The following is a 19,798-nucleotide window of genomic DNA, read 5'->3' on the forward strand; positions in this document are numbered from 1 at the left end:
GTTCAGGAGTGGTGGAAGAGGCGGCGGGAGAGGGTGTTGACCTGGCTGCCGGGCACGACGTACTTCGCCGCGGCCTCGCGCCAGATCTTGAAGTGGGGTGCGGCGCGGTGGGCGTCGACGGCGGCCTCGTCGTCGTAGATCTCGTGGAAGACGAAGTGGTGATCGTCCGCCATGTCGCAGACGACGTCGAAGGAGCGGCAGCCGGGTTCGTCGGTGAAGGAACGCTCGGCGTTGTCCTCGATGGCCTTGAGGAAATCCTCCCGGCAGCCGGGGACGACCTGGAGGGACACGGTCAGCGCGATCATGCGGGCGGCTCCTGGGGAGTGAGGGAACGGGGAAGAGGTACGGCGACGGTGGCGGCGATGGTGGCGAGGGCGGCCCAGGTGTCGTCGACGAGGGTGATGCCCTCGGTGCGCAGGCGCTCGGCGGTGCGGATCTCCGGCTCGCCGGGAACGAAGATCTCGGCGGTGCCGGGCGCGGCCGGGGTGGACTTGGTCTCCTCGATCAGGGTCTCCATCCGCTGCTCGAACTCCGCCGGGTCGGCCATGGAACGGATGTCGACGCAGATCAGCAGGTGGCCGACGCCGCTGCGGCCGGTGGAGCGGTAGGGGCCGACGACCGCCGAACCGAAGGCGCTGCCGGTCAGTACGCCCGCCAGGACGTCGAACATGAAGGAGATGGCGTACCCCTTGTGTCCGGCCATCGGCAGGATCAGGCCCTCGATCGCGCGCCGCGGATCGGTCGTGGGCACACCCTCGGCGTCGGCCGCCCAGCCCTCGGGGATCGGCTCGCCGCGCTCCTTGGCGTGGTAGATCTTGCCGCGTGCCGCGGCCGTGTTCGCGATGTCCATCACGACGGTGCCGTAGCGGCCGCCGGGGGCGGCGATCGACCACGGGTTGGTGCCGACGCGCTTCTCCCTGCCGCCCCAAGGGGCCATGGCCGGGCTGGCGTTGGTGGCCAGCAACGCCACGCAGCCCTGTTCGGCGGCCTTGCGGGTGAAGTAGGCGGCGGTCCCGAAGTGCCCGGAGTTGCGGACGGCGACCGCGCTGATGCCGTGCCGGCGGGCGCGCTCCACGCCCAGGGCCACCGCCTGGTCGGTGAGCACCTGGCCGAGTCCGTGACGGCCGTCGACCACGACCACGGCGCCGTTGTCGCTGACGACCCGCGGGTCCGCGACCGCCGTGGTGGCTCCGCTGGCGAGGCGGTCGAGATACCAGGGCAGACGCAGCATTCCGTGGGACGCGTGTCCCCACAGTTCCGCGGTCACCAGTGTGTCCGCGAGCAGACGGGCGTCCCGGGGCGGGACGGCGTGCGCCTCGGCGGTGGCGGCGGCGAAACCCGCCAGGTCGGCGGCGCCGACGGTGTGCGGCATGGGGCGGCCTCTCACATCGGGCGATCAATGTATCCACATGTATCCACTCCTGTATACAGGACTGTTTATGGAGAAACCAAGGTCGGGAGGCGCGGGTGTCCCGGCGCCCCCGTCGGACCTGACCGGGGTGCCTCAGCCTGCGATGTCCAGCGACACATCTGTGCCGGGGGCCAGATCCTGGCTGGTCAGGCCGTCGATGAGGGCTTGCAGGGTCTGCGCGAGGTGGTGCCGGCAGGCCGCCTCAGCCGCCTGGGCGTCCCCCTGTGTGACCGCCTTCAGCATCGCGCGGTGCTCCTCCAGCGAGGTCAGCATGCGACGCGGACCGCTGTGCGAGAGATGGCGCAGACGTACGGTCTGGCTGCGCAGATCACGGATGGTGCGGGCGAGGTAGGGGTTGCGGCAGGCCGCGATGACCGCCTGGTCGAAGGCCTCGGCGATGTCGTAGAACTCCTGGTACGAGGTCGCCTGCTCTACGGAGTCCAGCGCGCGGAAGGACGCGTCGAACGCCTCCAGCCGCTCCAGCAGCTCACGGAACGGCGCCGGCACCCGCTCGTCCGCCGGACCGGTCATGGCCACCGAGGCGGTGGCCCGGGGCTCCAGCAGCATCCGGAACTCGAACAACGCCCGCACCCCGCCGAGCGAGATCGCGGCCACCCGGGCCACCTCCCCCGGCACGAAGTCGACCAGCCCCTCCCTGGCCAGCCGCCGGATCGCCTCCCGCACAGGCGTCCGCGAAGCGCCCAGCTCCTCCGCCAACTGGACCTCGCCGAGCTTGGCGCCCGGCCGCAGCCGCAGCGACTCGATGTCGCCCTTCAGCCGCTCGTAGACCGCTTCGCTCTTGCCAGTCGCCCGGGCCATGAGACTCCCTGTCCATTCCTGCACATCCGTCTGTATACAGACTACGCCCGACGGAGCGACCCCCGCCGGTAGTGCCATGTGCGCCCCCTGTTCGGGTGTTTGTCAGCACGTCGGCGTCTGCCGTCCGCGGGCAGGCGGCAGACCTCTCGCGAGCACACACCTACCGAAGGAGACGCTTATGCGTACACGTACCGCGCTGGCCGCCCTCGCGTTCGCCGGGACTGTTCTGCTCGGAGGCGCGGGCCAGGCCCTCGCCGACGAGCACGACGAGACGGGCGGCTTCGGAGTCGAGGCCGGGACCAGCTCTCCGGCCGCCCCCGACTTCGGCCAGAGCAACTCCGACCAGGACGAGTCCGGTTTCGGGCAGGACGCCTCGGGCTTCGGCCAGTCCGGCTCGGTCTTCGACGAGGCCTCCGGCTTCTGAGGACACGGCCCACGTCTCATTCCCTCGCCCCGCACCACGATGCTCTCGGTGCGGGGCAGGGGAAGCCGTCGGTACGGGCCGGCCTGTACGGCGTCGGCTAGAGACCGGCGCCAGGGTGGGGTTTCGCCTCCCCCTGCCCGCCCCGCAGGTCGGCGAGCAGTTCCGCCTGACCGGCCAGCACCCCGGACAGGATCGTGCGCGCCACCCGCAGCAGTTCCGCCACGTGCGGGCTGGTCAGCGAGTAGTACACGGTCGAGCCCTCCTTGCGGGTCACGACCAGGTTCATCCGGCGCAGCACGGCGAGCTGCTGGGAGAGATGCGCGGGTTCGATGCCGATCTCGGGCAGCATTTCGGCGACGGCGTGCTCCCGCTCGCTCAGCAGCTCCAGAACGCGGATACGGGCCGGATGGCCGAGCGTCTTGAAGAACTCGGCCTTCAGTTGGTACAGCGGCGTGCTCATCGTGCCGTCGCCTCCCCGGCGCCACGGCACGGCCCCGTCGGCCGGGCCCCGGCCTCTCGCATCCACCCACTCGTCACGGACATGCGGTCCATCTTCGCCTGTCACTCGCCCGGCGCCGAAATGCTGCCCGCCGGGGTCAGAGGGGCAGGGTGATCCAGATGCTCTTGCCGTCGGCGTCACCCTGCACGGCCGCCGTGCCCCCGAGTTGCCGGGTGAGCTCCACGACCGTGCCGAGACCGGTGCTGGTGCCGGCTCGGTCCAGCAGCGGCTGGTGGGTGTGCCGGTCGTGCACGGCGAAGGCCAGATGGCTGCCGCTCGCCGCGTACACCACCATGATCTGCGGGGACTCCTCAGCGGCGTGCCGGACGCTGTTGGTCACCAGTTCGCTGAGGATCAGCAGCGCCGCGTCCACGACGGGCCGGTGCAGACCTATCCCCCACTCGACCAGCGCCTGCTCGGCGGTCTCGCGGGCGAGGCGGACAGCGGACGGCTCGTTGGGCAGCGTGAGCACATGCCGGTACGGAAGGGCTTCGAGAACGGAGCTCATCATCTCTCCATGCGGGCGGGTCGGAAGCCGGGTCATGGGGCGCGACCAGGACACGGATTCCGCGCCGCTCCAGCTTCTCCACCGCGCCCCTCCCCCACGAGCCCCACCCCGGGGCGGACACGAGAAGCTGTGTCCGCGGGCTACCGGATAGCGGACACAGCCACCACAGCATCTAACCAATTGCGAAATTATGCAATTCAGCAGGTCTTGGGTCCCGGTCGGCTCTGCCTCGGTTCCCGCGGGCGGCCGTCTTCTGGCCGGGTGGCAGCAACCTGGGGCCGGAGTGATCCTTGGACGGGCGAGGGGTCGCGCTCCGGTGCTGAGGAGGTCCCGTGGGGAAGCTCGTGGTCGTCGGAGTGGACGGCTCGGCGTCGTGTCGTACCGCGGTGGAAGCCGCCGCCCTGGAGGCCCGCCGGCGTGGCGCGAGACTGCATGCGGTGCATGCCTTCAGCTTGCCGGGCAGGCCGATGTACGCACAGCCGGATACGGCACGGCTCGACCGGCTGACCAGTGAGGCTGCGGATCACGCCCGTGAGGTGGCGCCCGGCCTGGAGGTCACCGACGCGGTCGTGACGGGGGGGTGCGGTGGAGGTGCTGGGAGCCGAGTCGCGGACCGCGGACCTGGTGGTCGTCGGCGCACGGGGTGCCGGCGGTTTCATCGGGATGTTGCTGGGCTCGACGGCGGTGTCCCTGGCCGCCCACACCGAGTGTCCGGTGATGGTGGTCCGCGAGGAGCCGACGGGCACCGGGCCGATCGTGCTGGCCGTCGACGGCTCCCCCATGGGCGGGACGGCTGTGGAGTTCGCCTTCGCCGAGGCGGCGTTGCGCACGGCGGAGATCCACGCCGTGCACGCCTGGCTGCCGGACTACGCACCGCCCGGCACCGGTGTGGAGAGCGCGGAGCGGCTGCTGGCCGAGGCGCTCACCGGCTTCACGGAGAGGTATCCGGACGTCGTGGTCAGGCAGGAAGTACTGAGCGGCGAACCCCGCGAGAAGCTGATCGAGGCGAGCGGGAACGCCCAGTTGATGGTCGTCGGAGCCCGAGGGCGCGGCGGCTTCGCCGGGCTGCTCCTGGGCTCGGTGAGCCAGGCGGTGCTGCATCACGCGCACTGCCCGGTGGCGGTCGTCCGCGGCAAGGAGTGACCGGCCCGGCGCCGGCACGCCCCTGGCCGGTCTCAGTCACGCGGGGTGCGCAGGGCCAGGAGGGCGATGTCGTCGTGGCCGTCGCCGGGATGGTGGTCGGCGAGGTGTCGTACGAAGTCGTCCAGCGGCAGGTGCGCGCGGTCGGCGGCGAGTCCGGCGAGCTCGGCCAGGCCCTGGTCGATGGAGCGGTCGGGGTGTTCGACGAGGCCGTCGGTGAAGAAGAGCACGGTGGCCCCGGCGGGCACGGAGCGGACGTGGTCGGGGCGGACGTGGTCGGGGCGGTCCTGGTCGATGTCGACCGCGAGCGGCAGGCCCGGCTCGGCGTCGAGGTACACCGTGTGCCGGTCGGGGCCGATCACCAGCACCGCGTCCAGCAGACCCTGCAGCCGGTCCTTGGCGGTGGCCAGTTCCCGCAGCTGCGCGGCGATCTCTTCCAGCCGGACATCCGGCCGCCGGGTCGCATCGGCAGCGGCATCGTCCGGCAGTTCGGGTTCGTCCTCCTTGCCCGCCATCCCTTCGTCGTCGTCTCGTGACCGGCCGAACGGGCATCGACCGGCCGCGGCCCTTTCCCCGCCACGTTTCCGAGGTTCGTGACGGATCGCGATCCGCTGACACTTTCCGGTGAAAACGGGGAGCCGCTCGGCCCCGACGGAGTCAGCCCGTGGACGCGAACGCCGTCGCGAGGCCGAGGGCGCCCTCGCGCACCCCGCGTACGGTGATCGCCTCCGTGGCCGGAAGCCGGCCGAGCAGGGAGCTGGACAGGCAGGTGTTCTCCGGGCGGGAGGCGTACCGGGTGCCGGCGCGGGGCGTCGGAACGACCAGGTGCGGCGGCGCGCCCAGAGTCTCCGCGACCACCGAGGCCCACGCGGCGCGGCTCACCCGGTCCGGGCCGCCCAGGTGCAGGACCGTCGGCACGGGTTGCCCGGCGTCCAGAACCGCCGCCGTCACCTCGGCCACGTCGTCCACGAGTACCGGTGTCGTCCACTGGTCGTGGGGCACCGTGACGGGTTCGCCGCGCAGGAGCCGGTGGGCGCACGCGGCGAAGAAGTTGAGCCACTTGCCGGCGTCCACCGGTTCGTGGCCGTAGACGAGGCTGACCCGCAGCACCACCGGGTCCGTGGCCGCGTCGAGCAGGGTCTCCTCCGCGCTCAGCTTGGCGCGGCCGTAGGCGTTGGCAGGCGCCACCGGGGTGTCCTCGGCGTTGTAGGGGCGGGATCCGTCGAAGACGTTGTCGGTGGAGATCATCAGCACGCGGGCGTCACCCGCCGCCGAGGCGACGTTGGCGGTCGCCACGGTGTGCGCCGCGACGGCCTGTTCCGGTTGCTCCTCGCACCAGGTGACATCGGACGGGCCGTGCACCAGGACCACGCGGCGCGGTCTCAGCCGGGCCAGGAGCCGGTGGCACGCCGCGGCGTCGGTGGCGTCCAGGGGCTGCCACCGGACGCCGGTGGGCAGCGGATGCCCGGGACGGCTCCGTGAGGTGACGGTGACGGCCTCGCCCGCCGCGGCCAGCCGTCGCGCGATGCCCGTGCCGACGAAACCGGCGCCTACGACGAGGGTTCCGTCTGCCGGACTCCCGGCGCTCATCGCGCGCCCGCCGGGGTGGGCACCGCCATGCGGTGGGCCAGCAGCCTGCCGGCGCCGATCAGGCCGTGGTCGTCGTCCGGGCTGCCCAGCGACACCAGGGCGTCGACCGCGTGCGCGTCGAGCCCGAAGCAGCCCAGGCGCACCAGTTCGGCGACCAGCAGCTCCCGGTAGCGTTCGCCGACCGCCAGGGCGAAACCTCCGATCAGGATGTACCGGCACACCCCGATCGACGTGAAGACCGCACCCACGGCCTGCGCGAGGTGGGTGAGAGTGCCTCGCAGCACCTCGGTGGTGAAGGCGTCGCCGTCCCGGACCGCGGCGGCGACCGCCGGGTTGTCGACGGCGTCGGCGCGGCCGTCGCACAGCGCGGCGAGCCGGGAGCGGGCGAAGCCGGCCGGGTCGGCGTCGGCCGCGCGGCGGACCGCGGCCAGCGCGCCCCGCCCGGAAGCGACGGCGCCGAGATGTCCGCGCCCGCCGCAGTCGCACAACGGGGCCGTCGGGGAGGGGTCGCACACCCAGTGGCCGAGTTCGCCGCCGTGTCCGTCCGCGTCCAGCAGCACTTCGCCGGCCCGGAAGACCTTGTTGCCGATGCCGGAACTGACCGTCAGCAGACAGAAGGGCTCGGTCTCGGTCGCCGCGTAGCGCCACGCGGCGGCGGTCAGGTCGTTGACGACGACGACCGGTGCGCCGATCCGTTCCGTCAGCAGCCGGCCGAGGGGCAGCGGGTCGCCGCGGCGCCCCCACACCGTGGGAGCGGCCAGGACGAGTCCTGCGGCCGAGATCGGCCCGGCGAAGGCCACTGCGACGGCCCGGGGAGCCGCGCCCTCGGCGTGCCGGGCCGTCTCCTGGACGATCTGGTCCACGACCCGCTCCTGCAGGGCGGCCACGGAGTCCCGCGGATGGCGGACCCTGCCCTCGACCGGCACCCGGCGCACCCGGGAGACGGTCGACGTCACCGGGTCGTAGCTCCCGGTGCGCAGTGTCGTACCTCCCACGTCGAGCACGGTGAACGCGCCGTCGAAGGCCGCGGATTCAGGCTGCGGGACGGTCATGGAGCTCCTCCTCGAAGACCAGAAGCCACAGTTCGGCGGCCGAGTCGTTGACGAGGCCGTGCTCTCCGTACGGGCGGTTGACGACGACGTCGCCGGCGCCGACACGGAACTCCGCTCCGTCCCGGTACATCAGGCCGCTACCGCTGAGCACCACGTACGTCTCACGGTCCCGGCCGTGCCGGTGGCGTCCGACGGAGGTGCCGGGCGGCAGCACGGCGATGTCGATGAACTCCGCTCCCGGGGCGCCCTCGGCGCGGGTGAACAGGCGGTGGGCGAGGATCGTGCCGAGTCCGCCGTGGTCGTGCTCCTTGCCCGTCAGGAGCTGGTCGAGGTTCCGTACGTCGTCGCTGCTCATCGAGTGCCTCCCGCCTGCGCCAGGGCGTCCAGCGCGCCCCGCAGCACGTCCGCCGGAACGTCCTCCAACTGCTCCACGAAGTCCGCCTTACCGATGCCGGTCGGCACCACCAGGTGCAGCTTGCGGCCGCGGCGCTGCCAGGACGCCCGCAGCGCCTGCGTCATCAGCTCGGGTGTGCAGGTGTCCGGGTCGAACACGGGCAGGCCGATACGGCGCAACAGGTTCACCACCCGCTCGCAGCTCTCCTCGTCGAGGAGCCCCAGCAGCCGGGCCAGGTGCGCCGACAGTGCCATGTCGACGGCGACCGCCTCGCCGTGTTCCAGGCGGTGGCCGCCCGCCGTCTCGATCACCGGGCTGAAGGTGTGCCCGAAGTCGACGAGCCGGGCCAGGTCGTGCTCCCTGAGGTTGGGGCAGAGCTCCTCCATCATCAGCCGCATGGAGGTGCGTACGACGTACGTCTCGAACGCGCCGTCGGTGGACCGCTGGAAGGCGTCCGGGTGTTCCTCCAGCGCCCGGAACAGGTCGGCGTCCAGGATCACGGCCATCTTCACGATCTCCGCCAGGCCGCAGCGGATCTCGCGGGCCGGCAGGGTGGCGAGCAGGGCCGGGTCGTTGAGCGAGGCGTGCGCCGGGTGGTAGGCGCCGAACATGTTCTTGGTGTTCAGCGCGTTGACGCCGGTCTTCACGCCGACGCCGACGTCCACCTGCCCCACCAGGGTGGTGTTGACCTTGATGTAGCGGATGCCGCGGGAGTACATCGAGGCCGCGAAGCCCACGACGTCGGCGACTATCCCGCCACCCACGGCGAGCATCACGCCGTGCCGGTCGAGCCCGGTCTCCTTGGCGATGGCGCACACCCGTTCCGCCGACTCCAGGGTCTTGCTCCGTTCGCCGCTGTCGATGGTGTGCACGCTCCAACTCCCGGGCTCCAGACGGGCGTTGAGATAGGCGCGCAGCCGGTCACCGTAGAGGCGGTCCACGGTGGGGCCGACGAAGGCGACCACCCGGCGGCCCTCCACGTACCCAGCGAGCAGCGGGTTGTGCGGGTCGAGCACTCCGTCGGTGACGTCCACGCGGTAGCGCGTGCCGTCCGGTGCCAGCAGGTCGAAGCCGCCGGGGTCCTCGTGGACCCCCTCACCATGGACTCCCTCAACCCGAGCAAGGGCCTGGCCTGACATCTCTCTCCTCGGTCTTCGTTGCGTTCGGTCCGCCGGCGGTGAACACGCGGGCGAGAGCCTGTACGTCGGGATGGCCGGCCAGGTCGTCGAGGGGCACCGGCCGGCCGTGCCGGTCGGCCACCGGCAGCCGCCAGTTGGGGTGCACGTCCGCGGTGCCGGGGAGGTTCTGGGGCCGGCGGTCACCGGTGGCGTCCGGCAGCCACACCCCGAGCAGCGTCGACGGCGTACGGGTCAGAAAACGGTGCAGGGCGACGACCTCGCCCTCGGCGTCGGGCAGCAGCCCCAGCCGGCGCAACTCCGCCAGCCATCCGTCCCGTTCGGCCGCCGCCTCCGCCTTCTCCTCGGATTCCGGGCGGGTCAGCAGACCCAGCCGGGCACGCAGGTCGACGTGCTCGCCGGTCAGCCAGGCCGCGGTGGTGGGCAGGTCGTGGGTGGTCAGGGTGGCCAGACAGTTGGTGCGCCACCGCTCCGGCGGCAGCGGGCCGTGCCGTCCTTCCGAGCCGCCCAGGTACTCGAACCGCTGCACGGAGGTGCCGAGTACGCCGCGCGCGGCCAGCTGCTCGCGGACCCCGCGCTCGACCGTGCCGAGGTCCTCGCCGATCACCGCCACTTTGGCCCGGTGCGCCTCCAGCAGCAGCACGCCGAGCATGGCCTCGGCGTCGTAGCGGACGTACGTCCCCTCGGCCGGCGGGCGGCCCTCGGGCACCCACCACAGCCGGAACAGGCCCATGACGTGGTCGACCCGCAGGGCACCGGCGTGCCGCATGCCGGCCCGCAGCAGCCCGGCGAGCGGCCGGTATCCCTCGGCGGCCAGCGCGTCGGGCCGCCACGGCGGCTGGCCCCAGTCCTGGCCGAGCGGATTGAAGTCGTCCGGCGGGGCCCCGACGCTCATCCGGTCGGCCAGACAGTGCTGCAGCGCCCAGGCGTCCGCCCCCTCGGGTGCGACGCCCACCGCGAGGTCGTGCACCAGGCCGATGTCCATGCCGACGTCCTTCGCCGCCTGTTGAGCCGCGGCGAGCTGCTCGTCGGTGATCCACGCCAGCCACTGGTGGAACGCGACTTCGTCGGCCAGTTCCGCCCGCGCCGCAGCCACCCGCGGCGAGCGCGGGTCGCGCAGCCCGTCGGGCCAGGACCGCCAGGAGCGGCCGTGGACGTCGGCCAGCGCGCACCAGGTCGCGAAGTGCGTCAGGTCCTCGCCCTCCCGGGCGACGAAGTCCTGCAGCGCCGCCCGGCGGCCCGGCGTCAACGGCACCTCGTACACGTGGCGCAGCGCCTGGTGCTTGAGCGCGCGTACGCTCTCCCGGTCGATCAGCGTCTCGCCGCGCAGTACGCGCCCGTTGAGCACCCTGGCTCGGGCGGCACAGGCGTCCACCGCCCAGCGGGCCTCCCCGGCGAGATACCGGTATTCCGGCACGTCCTCCACCCGCACGTGCATCGGGTCGGCGAAGCGCCGCGAACTCGGCCGGTACGGCGAGGGATCGGGCAGCGGCCCGGGCTCCACCGCGTGCAGGGGTCCCAACTGCACGAAGTCGGCGGCCAGTTCACGGCCTGACCAGGCGGCCAGCTCCGCGAGGTCGGCCAGATCGCCCATGCCCCAGGATCTGCGGGAGAGCACCGAGTACAGCTGGATCAGGAAGCCCCAGCCGCGCCGCTCGGGCACGGGTACGCGGTCGGGCACCGACAGCAGGGGGGCGGATGCCCGCCGTGCGCCGGCGCGCACGTGCAGGACGTGGGCGCCGGGTGGCAGCGGGGCGGTGAGCGCTGCTTCGCCGCCGCCTTCCAGGGCGACCCGGACCTCGGCGTCGGGGGGCAGCCGCAGCGACGGGAGCGACCCCGGCGACCCTGCGCGGACCACGGCGCAGGCCGGCAGCAGCCGGTGCGCGTCCGCCGTACGGCGGACGGCGAGAGCGTGTCGGGCGGCGTCCGGGGTGCTCGCGTCCACGCCGCACGCGGCCAGGACGCTGACCAGCGTGTCCGCGGCGACGGTGATCCTATGGCCCCGGTCGGTGGTGTACTCGGTGCTCACGCCGTGCGCGCGGGCCAGTTCCCGCAGGGAGGCGTCGGGTGTGGAGGTGGGCGGCTTCACGGGCCTTCCTCCAGCGGCGTGAAGAGGCGTTCGAGGACGGCGGCGACCCCGTCCTCGTCGTTGCCGGGAGCCACTTCGTCGGCCATCGCCCGCAGGTCCTGGTGGGCGCCCGCGACGGCCACGCCGTGCGCGGCCCACGCCAGCAGCGGGATGTCGTTGGGCATGTCGCCGAAGGCCACGGTGTCGGCGCCGGTGAAGCCGAGCAGTTCGGCGGCGCGGGCGACGCCGGTGCCCTTGTCGGTGCCCGCGGGCAGGACCTCCACCATGCCCTTGACGGAGTGCACGACGGTCACCTCGCCGCCCGTCAGCTCGCGGGTGACGGCCGCCAGGCGGTCCTCGTCGACGTCCGGGTGGTGCAGGATCAGCTTGTCGATGGGCGAGGTCCACAGCAGATCACGGTCGGTGGTCAGGTCCCAGCCGTGCCGAACCCGCTCCCCGAAGCCCGCGGTGACCTTGAACCGGCTCTCCGGAGGCGAGGTGACGATGCCCAGTTCCAGCCGGCCGAGTTCCGCCTCGACCCGGTCGACGACACTGCGGGCGAGGTCGCGGTCCAGGGCCAGCGAGGACAACAGACGGTCGGCGCCGGCGTCGTACAGTTGCGCGCCCTGGCCGCACACCGCGAGCCCCCGGTAGCCGAGGTTCTCCAGAAGGTGCTTGCAGGCCACCGCCGGGCGGCCGGTGACCACCAGGTGGTGGGCGCCGGACGCGGTGACCAGGTCCAGGGCGCGGCGGGTGCGCGCGGACACCGTCAGGTCGCTGCGCAACAGCGTGCCGTCCAGGTCGGTCGCCACGAGCCGGAACGCGGGCTCTGGGACCGGCACGGCGTCCCAGACGATCCGGCCGGAGCGGAGCGTGACCATGGCCAGGGCGTGGCCCGCGATGGGCGGCCCGTCCAGGGCTCCCGTGAACACGCCGTCGCCGTCGCCTTCGGCGGTGAGCGGTCGCAGGGCGGCGCCGGTGGCCGGAGGTGATGGTTCGTCGGAGGCGAGGGTCTCGGCGGCGGACTCCAGTGCGGGGGCCGGGGGGCTCTCACCGGCGGTGGTACCGGGTACTTCGTCCACGACCTCCACGCGGGCCGCTTCGGGGTGGCTGTAGCGCACCCGCCAGGTGCCGTCCGGATCGACGGCGAGACGGAACCGGCCCTTCAGCCGGGCGCTCAGGTCCGACCTGCCTGCCCGCCGGGCCAGTTCGCCGCAGCGGGCGAAGTCCGCCCGGCGGTGGGCCGCGTCGAACAGCCGCTCCCAGGTGGCAGCGTCCAGGTCGTCGATGTCGCGCCCGAGGGCACGGGCGAGGGCGTCGGCGTCACCGTGTTCCGTCGCCGCGCGGACGATCAGGTCCCGGTGTTCGGTGTGGGCGGTGGGGGGCAGCACGTCCAGCCAGCCCCGCTCGACCAGTTCACCGACGAGTTCGTCGCCCTGTTCGCCGACGGCGGGGCGCTTGCGCTCGCCGCGAATCAGTCGCTCGTAGGCCGTCAGACGCAGTTCGGCGCTGCGGGCCCAGGTGAACGAGCGGCCCAGGCGGCGGGCGTTGGCCGACAGACGGGCGTAGGTGTCGGGTGCCGTGCGGAAGACCGTCACGGCTTGGCGTATTCGCTCCGCGAGGGCACGGGCGAGGTCGTGGTCGTCGTCGCGGAAGGAACCGGGCACCGAGAAGCCGGTGGCGTCCGGGGCGTCGAGGGGCCGCTGGTGTCCGAAGTGGGAGGTCACCCGCTGGGCCGTGGCGATCGGCACCGCACCGCAGGCCATGGCCTCGGCCTGGGCGATGAGGAAGCCGTCGAGCTCGTATTTGGAGGGGAAGAGACAGAAGTCGGCGCTCGTGGCCTGCCTGAAGAGTGTCTCCTCGTCGGCGAGCCGCCAGTCCAGGTGGACCTGACCCGGATGCCGGTCGGCGAGCCGCTGGAACGCGGCGTTCGCGACGACCGCCGGGCCGTCGCCGCCTCCCCCGGTCGCGCAGCGGATCACGAACCCGACGTCCGGGTCGGCGGCCACCACCTCCTCGACCGCCCGCATCAGCTCCAACTGGCCTTTGTGGTGCACCGCGTAGCGGGCCACGTGGGAGAAGACCGGCCCGGAGACCGTCAGGCCCAGCTCACGGCGGACCGCGCTCCGGTCGACTGCCTCGGGGTCGCGGGCCAGCCAGCTGTCGGCGATACCGCATCCGCCGGCCAGCAGCCGGTCCGCGCGTTCACGCAGCCGGCGTGCCACGGGCAGCGAGGCGAACAGGGCCTCGACCGGTGTGTCCGCCCAGGTGACGTAATGCTCGCGCTGGCCCGGGGAGACGAAGTCGATCAGGTCCGCGTCGACGGCGATCAGCGGGAACACACCGACGTGGTCCGGGCCGTGCTCGACGTGCATCCGGGTACCGGCCAGGGCGCGGGCCACGGTCGCCGCCGGGGAGTCCTCGGCGGGCGGCGGCCCGTCGAGCGCGTCGAGATCCACTCCGTGCACGCCGAACAGGTCCAGGAGCCGCCGCACCTGCGGCCGGTAGACCTTCTGGGTGACGGGGGCGTTCGCGGCGACCGTGCTCACGGTCCGGTAGCGGTCGTCGGCGGCGAGGACCGTGGGCAGCAGGTAGTGGTAGGCGGGCTCGAAGCCGTGCACCACCGCCGGACCGTCCCCTGCCGACCCGTCTGCCGGCCCCTCCCCCAGATACCGCCGCAGGAACCGCAGGCCGTCCACCTGGAACACCAGTGGCTTGAAGAACGCCAGGTCCCGGCCCTCGGTGGCCGGAGGCGGGTAGAGCCGGTCCGGCAGCAGGTCCAGATGGGAGTCGGACAGCAGGTACACGTCGACGCCGTCCAGCCGCAGCAGATGCGCGCGGGTGTCCAGGTCGAGCAGGATCTCGGCGGGCTGGTCCGGCCACACCTTGGGGTCCGGCACCAGCGGGACCGTGTGGGTGTCGCGGTAGTCGAGTTCGCGTAGGTCGTACCGCTGCCGCAGCGCCTCCAGGTGGCCGTGCGCGGGCGTGACCAGGGAGACGCGGTGGCCGCGTGCGGCGTACTCGCGGGAGAGGTTCCACACGAGCGGGGACAGGCCGCCGCGCATCAGGCGGCCGTCGAAGCCCCCGCATTCGAAGGAGAAGGTGATGATGTGCACCTGGGGCGCTCCCTCACTCCGCCGTGCTCGCGCGGGCGCAGGCCGCGCGCAGGCCGGGCAGGTCGATGAACTCGGTGTGGGTGCCGGCACTGGCACAGGCGAACGCTCCCGACACGGACCCGGCCAGGACGCACTCGTCCATCGTCCGGCCCTCGAAGTGGGCGTGCAGGAAGGCGGTGACGAAGGCGTCGCCGGCGCCGTTGCTGTCGACCACCGGCCGCTCGGGCCGCACCGCGGGGAAGTGCCGCACCTTGGCCTCGCCGCGCACCAGCAGATGGCAGCCGTCCGCGCCGTCCGTGGCGACGACGAACCGGGCCCTGCCCTCGTCGAGGATGCCGTGCAGAACCTCGTCGAGGCGGTCGTGGACGGCCGCGGCGCTCAGGAAGACGTAGTCGGAGGAGAGGGCGTAGGTGCGGTGGTGCGGGTTGACGCCGTCCCAGTCGTGCAGGTCGGTGGAGCTGGTCAGGCCCAGCCGGTGGATGTCCTCGTAGAGGTCGCGGTTGTGCCCGATGATGGAGAGGTGGACGTGGCGTGTCCGCTCCAGGTGCGGCAGGTAGAAGTCGCGGGGCAGACGGAGGTCCACCGGGTGCCGGGAGTCGTAGAAGGAGAAGCGGCGGCCCTGCGCGTCGACCAGGTTGACGCCGCGCGGCGTGCCGTGCGGGGACACCACGTGGCTGAAGTCGAGCCCGTGCCGGGCGTACGCGGCGAGGACCGCGTGGCCCTGCGGGTCGTCGCCGAGGAAGTCGATGAACTTGGTGGTCAGGCCCAGGGCGTGCCAGCCGAGCGCGACTCCGTTGCCGGTGTGGGCCACGTAGTCGTACACCGGGGGCACGTGCAGCGAGTCGCCGGGCGGGATGCGCAGCGCGTCGACGCGTACGACGGTGTCGACACCGGCTCCGCCGACCACCAGGACGTCGTAGTGGGGCAGGCTCATGTTCGGGTTCCTTCCATGACGGCCGCGGAGTCCTCGACCCGCTGCACATGTCCGTTCTCCAGGACCACCGCCGAGTCGATGTCCTGGCCGGGGCGGATCACGGCGCCGGGCAGCACCACGCTGCGCCGGACCCGTGCGCCCGCCCCGACGCGTACGCCGGGGAACAGCACGCTGTGCTCCACGCGGCCTTCGTTGACGAGGTCCGCCGGGACCAACGACGCGACCACGCCGGAGGCGTCGGCCACCCAGCCGCGGTCCACCCCGGGCCGGATGGTGCGGGGCATCCGCTCGACCGGGAGCGCCGCCCGCGGTCCGGCGGCGGCGAGCGTGAGATGGGCCCGGTGGTAGCGCTCGACGGTGCCGATGTCCTCCCAGTGGCCGTACACCTCGTGACCGCGGATGTGCTCGCCGGCCGCGAGCATCGCCGGGATGACGTCCCGGCTGATGTCGTGCTGCCAGTCGGTGCCGTCCAATTTCTCCAGATAGCGGTGGAGTACCTCGGCGTCGAAGACGCAGAACGCGGCGAACACCAGGTCGCTGGTCGGTTCGGCGGGTTTCTCCACGAACTCGGTGAGCCGGCCGTCGCCGTCGAAGCGGACCATCCCGAACAGGTGGACCCAGCGGCGTTCGATGCGCTGGTAGGCGACGGTCAGGGCGGCCCCGGAGGCGCGGTGTTCGGCGATCAGCTGCCGGTAGTCGTACCGGTAGACGTGGTCGGCGTGCAGGACGAGCACCTGCTCACGGCCGCCGCCGAAGACGTGGGCGGCCTTGCGGATCAGGGCGTCGGCGGTGCCCCGCTCGGCCGGCCAGGTGCGTTCGGGCAACTCGTCGGGAAGCGCGCCGGGGAGTACGTCCGCCGCCGCCCGGTAGGCGTCGTCGTACGGTCCGAAGTGCACCCGGAATCCGGCCTCCCGGTTCCACAACCGGTGCAGGTCGTCCATGAGTTGACGCTCCTCGTACTGGGACAGCAGCAGCACCTCCCCCACCCCCGAGGCCCGCGCGTTGAAGAGGCTGAAGTCGATCAGCCGGCAGGTGCCGCCGTACGGGACGAGAGGCTTCAGGCGTCCGGCGCCCAGGGGGCCCATACGTCGACCCTCGCCGCCCGCGAGCAGGACGGCACGCACCCCTCCCCGCTCAGCCATGACGAACCTCGTCCCAGGCGACCCGGCCGGAGGCCAGCGTCAGCAGCAGCCTGGCCTCGGGGGCCGGTGGCGGTCCCTCGAACTCGCCGGGTGCGGTGCGCAGCAGCGCGCGGACCTCGGGCAGCGCTCGGGTCGCCGTGCCGCGCGGGGCGGGCGTCACCGCCTCTACCCGCTCGGCATGCGGCAGGCGGTAGACGAGGGTGCCGTCGGGGGCGGTCGAGGACCGCTCGCGCACGCCCCGTGCCTCCTCGTCTGTCACGGCAGCGGGGTGGCGGTCCACGATCTGCTCGCAGGTGGCGAAGTCGGCCCGCTCCCACGCGGTGCGGAAGAAGCGTCGGGCAGCCGCCTCGTCGAGCGGGGCCCGGCGTTCGTACGCCGCCAGGTCGCCGTGGGCCACTGCCGCCTCCGCGGTGATCTCCTCGTCCTTCAGCAGGTCGAACCAGCCGTGCCGCAGGGCCCGTTCGGCCGGCAGCACGTCCGGCTCGCCGCGCCACAGTCGGCCGAACGCGGCCAGGTGCAGGTCCGCGCACTGCTCCCAGGTGAACTGCCGGGCGACGGCTGCCGCGCGGGCCGACAGCTCCCGGTGGCGGGCCGGGTCCTCGGACCACAGCGTCACCGCCTCGCGGATGCGCGCGACGAGGGCGTCGGTGAGCAGGGGGTCGTCCTCGGTGAAGGAGCGGTTGACGGCGAAGCCGGTGGTCTGCGGCTCGGGCCGGGCGTGCAGGAAGTGCGCCATGCCTTCCTGGGCCGTGGCGATGGGCACCGCGCCGCAGACCATCGCCTCGCCCTGGGCGATGAGGAAGGTGTCCATCTCGAACTTGGACGGGAAGAGGCAGAAGTCGGCGGCCGCCGCGTACTCGAACACCGTCCGCTCGTCCACCCGCTCCCACTCCAGGTGGAGCCGTCCGCGATGGCGTTCGGCGACCTCCCGGAAGTACGGGTCGTCGAGGGGGGCGCCGGAGATGCAGCGCACCACGAAGTTGGCGGCGAGCCCGTCGCCGAGCACCCGGTCCACGGCGCGTATCAGCTCCAGCTGGCCCTTGTGGTTGAGGGCGTAGCGCGCGTTGTGGAAGAAGGTCGGCAGGGCCGGGTCCAGTCCGAGGTCACCCAACACCCGTGCCCGGTCCACCTCTTGGGGATCCCAGGCCAGCCACTGGTCGGAGATCGCGCAGCCTCCGACGAACATCTTGTGCGCGTTCTCGCGGACGGCGCGGGCGATGGGCAGGTGGGTGAAGAGGGCTTCGAAGGGGGTGTCGCGGAAGGAGGCGTAGAAGTCGAGCTGGCCGGGTGAGAGGAAGTCGATCAGGTCGGCGTTCTCCAGGACCAGTTGGTAGGGGGCCACGTGGTCGGGCGGGTACTCGTAGTGCAGATGGGTCAGTTGCTGGTACTGGCGGACCACTTCGAGTTCGGGAGCACCGGCCGCCGGATCCTCGGGCGGGAGATGGTGTTCGGCGCCCAGGAGGCGGAGGAGTCTGCGGACCTCGGGCGCGTAGACCTTCTTCGCGATCGGCATGTTGCTCTGCACCGTGCTGACGACGAGTTTCAGCGGGTCGTCGCGCAGCGCGGCCGGCACCAGGTAGTGGTAGTAGGGCTCGTGGGCGTGGACCAGCGCCTTCTCCTCGGCGAACCAGTGGCGCAGGAAGCGCACGCTGTCCACCTGGAAGACCAGCGGCTTGAAGAAGACCAGGTCGCGGCCCTTGGTGGAGTACGGCGGGTAGAAGGTGTCCGGGAGCCGGTCGAGGTGGTCGTTGGAGAGGAAGTACAGGTCCACGCCGTCGAGGCGGATACGGTGCGCGGTGGTGCGCAGGGCCAGGTGCTCCTCGGCGGGGAATCCGTGCCATACGTCCGGGTCGAGGACCAGCGGCAGTTCGTACTCGTCGGCGTAGTCGAGGTCCTCCACCGGGTATCTGCGACGCAGGTCGTCGAGCCTGCCGTGGGCGGGGGTGACGATGGAGACCCGGTGGCCGCGCGCGGCGAACTCCCGGGACAGGTTCCACAGGTACACCGAGGTGCCGCCCTGGAGGAAGGTGTGGTCGAAGCCGCAGCATTCGAAGTAGGTCTCGATGACGTGCATGCGGGGCTCGGTCACGTTCACGTCCTAGCTGGAAGGGTCGAGGCCGGGATGCGGGCCCCCGGTGGGAGGGCGTGGCGCAGGTCGATCGCGGCGTGGTACGGCCGGGCGTGGTCGATGTTGTAGGCGAGTTCGTGCAGTAGTCGGCCCAGGTAGAGCAGGCGGCGCAGGGGGTCGTTCGGCGAGGTGCCGAGGAGCAGGCGCAGTACCCGCGCCCGCCAGACGTCGGCGGCGTGGAAGACCTGCCGCAGCACGGCCCGGCGTTCGGGTGGCCAGTCGTCGGCGCCGTCGAGCGCGCCCCGCATCGTGTCGAAGGAGTCGATGCCCAGACGCCGCCCGCTCTCGAAGGCCGCCTCGTCGGCGGTGAAGTACTCCAGTGCGCGCTGGACGGCGACGAGGTCCTGCACCGGTGACTGCGCGGCCCATCCCGGGTCACCGGGACCGAGGGCCGGGGTGGACAGGTCGATCACGTGCATCGACCAGCTCCCGTCTTCCCGGGGCCGGCACAGCAGGTGCGACAGGTGCAGGTCGCCGTGGCAGGGGCCGGAGGCGAAACCGGCGGGTGCGGCGTCGAAGGCGGAGTGCAGTGCCGCCGTCTCCTGCGCCAGTGCCGTGAAGGCCGCGGCGTGGGCGGCCGGGGGCAGGCCGATGTCCGCGGCGGCGAGTTCGGCCGTGCGGGCTGTGGTCCGGGCGAGCACCTCCTGTACCGGGTACGGCGGTGCGGGACGGCCGCCGAGGCCGGCGGCCAGGTCGCGGTGGAACCCGGCGAGGAACCGTCCGGCCTCCCGCAGGTTCCGCTCCAGTGGGCGCACATGCGCTCGTACTGCGTCGTCGAGGGCTTCGGGGGCCTGGGCGTCGGTCACCTTCGGCCACAGCGACCGCATGCTCTGTCGCAGTGGCAGGTCGACGCCGTCGCCGGGCGCGTACCGGTAGAACACGCCCAGCGGGTGGTGGGCGCCGGTGGCGGGGTCGACGTAGGTGTAGTCGCCGGCCCAGTCGGGGGTGCGGCCGGTGCCGTTCAGCAGTCGTAGGAGTTCCGGTTCGCGGACGGTGTCGTCCAGGCGCCGGTAGGTCTTGTGGACGTACGCCGTGCCGTCGTTCTCCACGAGCGACAGGGCGTTGGAGGACCAGCCGCGTTCGAAGGGCAGCGGGCGCACCTTGTGCGGGGTGAGGCCCGTGCCGCGGAACAGCACGAGGCCGCCGCGGTCCGTGCGCAGCCGGTCCCCGGCGCAGACCGCGTCCAGGGCGGCGGTGTCGAACTCCTCGCCGCCGTGCGCCTCTTCGACACCCGTGCCGCCCGGTAGCGGCCTGACCGGCACGAACCAGCGCTGTCCGGATGCGGGTCCGCCGACCGCGGCCACGACCAGCAGGTGGGCGGCGGTGCCGAGTTCGGCGTGGTCGACCCGCTCGAAACGCGCGGCCCGCCTGGCGTCCTCCGGCAGCCACGGGGCCGTGCGCAGCAGGGCACCCAGGTCGTCGTTGCGTATCATGCGC

Annotated in this window: 17 protein-coding genes and 2 pseudogenes; 2 read left to right on the forward strand and 17 right to left on the reverse strand. The window is 72.6% G+C overall.

All coding sequences use genetic code 11. The features are described 5' to 3' along the window. Positions 1-2 precede the first annotated feature (2 nt). The 3 genes from AQJ67_RS07375 to AQJ67_RS07385 all read right to left on the reverse strand — a co-directional run bounded on the left by AQJ67_RS07375 (position 3) and on the right by AQJ67_RS07385 (position 2,230). The gene (locus tag AQJ67_RS07375; protein ID WP_062717231.1) at positions 3-305 is read right to left on the reverse strand and encodes a putative quinol monooxygenase; all 303 of its coding nucleotides are present in this window, start codon (positions 303-305) and stop codon (positions 3-5) included. Next, complete coding sequence (locus AQJ67_RS07380) at positions 302-1,372, reverse strand: Ldh family oxidoreductase (protein ID WP_062717232.1); 1,071 nt, start codon at positions 1,370-1,372, stop codon at positions 302-304. Before AQJ67_RS07380 ends, AQJ67_RS07375 begins: the two co-directional genes overlap by 4 nt. A gap of 132 nt (positions 1,373-1,504) precedes the next feature. Then, positions 1,505-2,230 (reverse strand): GntR family transcriptional regulator, encoded by a 726-nt coding sequence (locus AQJ67_RS07385; RefSeq protein WP_062717233.1) that lies wholly within the window; start codon positions 2,228-2,230, stop codon positions 1,505-1,507. 178 nt (positions 2,231-2,408) lie between these two features. Here AQJ67_RS07385 and AQJ67_RS07390 point away from each other — a divergent pair, with 178 nt between their 5' ends. Next, a complete protein-coding gene (locus tag AQJ67_RS07390) occupies positions 2,409-2,654 on the forward strand; it encodes a hypothetical protein (RefSeq protein WP_062717234.1) in 246 nt (81 codons plus the stop codon). 97 nt (positions 2,655-2,751) lie between these two features. Here the strand turns inward: AQJ67_RS07390 and AQJ67_RS07395 are convergent, their stop codons facing one another. Continuing rightward, the gene (locus AQJ67_RS07395; RefSeq protein WP_062717235.1) at positions 2,752-3,114 is read right to left on the reverse strand and encodes an ArsR/SmtB family transcription factor; all 363 of its coding nucleotides are present in this window, start codon (positions 3,112-3,114) and stop codon (positions 2,752-2,754) included. A gap of 136 nt (positions 3,115-3,250) precedes the next feature. Further along, the gene (locus tag AQJ67_RS07400) at positions 3,251-3,661 is read right to left on the reverse strand and encodes an ATP-binding protein (protein WP_062717236.1); all 411 of its coding nucleotides are present in this window, start codon (positions 3,659-3,661) and stop codon (positions 3,251-3,253) included. A gap of 332 nt (positions 3,662-3,993) precedes the next feature. Between AQJ67_RS07400 and AQJ67_RS07405 the strand changes: the two are divergent. Then, a pseudogene (locus tag AQJ67_RS07405) lies at positions 3,994-4,804 on the forward strand (universal stress protein). A 32-nt stretch (positions 4,805-4,836) separates the two neighbouring features. Here AQJ67_RS07405 and AQJ67_RS07410 read toward each other — a convergent pair. From AQJ67_RS07410 to AQJ67_RS07460, 12 genes and pseudogenes are all read right to left on the reverse strand, one after another. Further along, positions 4,837-5,316, reverse strand: a complete 480-nt coding sequence (locus AQJ67_RS07410) for a SpoIIE family protein phosphatase (RefSeq protein ID WP_062717237.1) — start codon at positions 5,314-5,316, stop codon at positions 4,837-4,839. A 142-nt stretch (positions 5,317-5,458) separates the two neighbouring features. Further along, positions 5,459-6,391, reverse strand: a complete 933-nt coding sequence (locus AQJ67_RS07415; protein ID WP_062717238.1) for an SDR family oxidoreductase — start codon at positions 6,389-6,391, stop codon at positions 5,459-5,461. Next, complete coding sequence (locus tag AQJ67_RS07420) at positions 6,388-7,443, reverse strand: ROK family protein (protein WP_062717239.1); 1,056 nt, start codon at positions 7,441-7,443, stop codon at positions 6,388-6,390. Before AQJ67_RS07420 ends, AQJ67_RS07415 begins: the two co-directional genes overlap by 4 nt. Next, on the reverse strand, positions 7,424-7,798 hold the full coding sequence (locus tag AQJ67_RS07425) for a cupin domain-containing protein (protein ID WP_062717240.1): 375 nt from the start codon (positions 7,796-7,798) through the stop codon (positions 7,424-7,426). The genes AQJ67_RS07420 and AQJ67_RS07425 overlap by 20 nt, the downstream gene beginning before the upstream one ends. Further along, on the reverse strand, positions 7,795-8,976 hold the full coding sequence (locus tag AQJ67_RS07430) for a sedoheptulose 7-phosphate cyclase (RefSeq protein ID WP_062717241.1): 1,182 nt from the start codon (positions 8,974-8,976) through the stop codon (positions 7,795-7,797). The genes AQJ67_RS07425 and AQJ67_RS07430 overlap by 4 nt, the downstream gene beginning before the upstream one ends. Further along, the gene (gene malQ, locus AQJ67_RS07435; protein WP_062717242.1) at positions 8,948-11,062 is read right to left on the reverse strand and encodes a 4-alpha-glucanotransferase; all 2,115 of its coding nucleotides are present in this window, start codon (positions 11,060-11,062) and stop codon (positions 8,948-8,950) included. The genes AQJ67_RS07430 and malQ overlap by 29 nt, the downstream gene beginning before the upstream one ends. Next, on the reverse strand, positions 11,059-11,922 hold the full coding sequence (locus AQJ67_RS49060) for an HAD family hydrolase (protein ID WP_062717508.1): 864 nt from the start codon (positions 11,920-11,922) through the stop codon (positions 11,059-11,061). The genes malQ and AQJ67_RS49060 overlap by 4 nt, the downstream gene beginning before the upstream one ends. A 792-nt stretch (positions 11,923-12,714) precedes the next feature. After that, positions 12,715-14,253 (reverse strand): annotated as a pseudogene (locus AQJ67_RS49065) (glycosyltransferase); the annotation flags it as partial. Further along, positions 14,171-15,091: a carbohydrate kinase family protein gene (locus AQJ67_RS07445; RefSeq protein ID WP_062717243.1), complete on the reverse strand. Its 921-nt coding sequence runs from the start codon at positions 15,089-15,091 to the stop codon at positions 14,171-14,173. The gene AQJ67_RS07445 and the pseudogene AQJ67_RS49065, both read right to left, overlap by 83 nt. Then, positions 15,088-16,233: a sugar phosphate nucleotidyltransferase gene (locus AQJ67_RS07450; protein WP_062717244.1), complete on the reverse strand. Its 1,146-nt coding sequence runs from the start codon at positions 16,231-16,233 to the stop codon at positions 15,088-15,090. Before AQJ67_RS07450 ends, AQJ67_RS07445 begins: the two co-directional genes overlap by 4 nt. Further along, positions 16,226-18,322, reverse strand: a complete 2,097-nt coding sequence (locus AQJ67_RS07455; RefSeq protein ID WP_244190378.1) for a glycosyltransferase — start codon at positions 18,320-18,322, stop codon at positions 16,226-16,228. The genes AQJ67_RS07450 and AQJ67_RS07455 overlap by 8 nt, the downstream gene beginning before the upstream one ends. A 2-nt stretch (positions 18,323-18,324) precedes the next feature. Beyond that, the gene (locus AQJ67_RS07460; RefSeq protein ID WP_062717245.1) at positions 18,325-19,794 is read right to left on the reverse strand and encodes a hypothetical protein; all 1,470 of its coding nucleotides are present in this window, start codon (positions 19,792-19,794) and stop codon (positions 18,325-18,327) included. Positions 19,795-19,798 lie beyond the last annotated feature (4 nt).

Source organism: Streptomyces caeruleatus (assembly GCF_001514235.1).
In the GTDB taxonomy this organism is placed as follows: Bacteria; Actinomycetota; Actinomycetes; order Streptomycetales; family Streptomycetaceae; genus Streptomyces; species Streptomyces caeruleatus.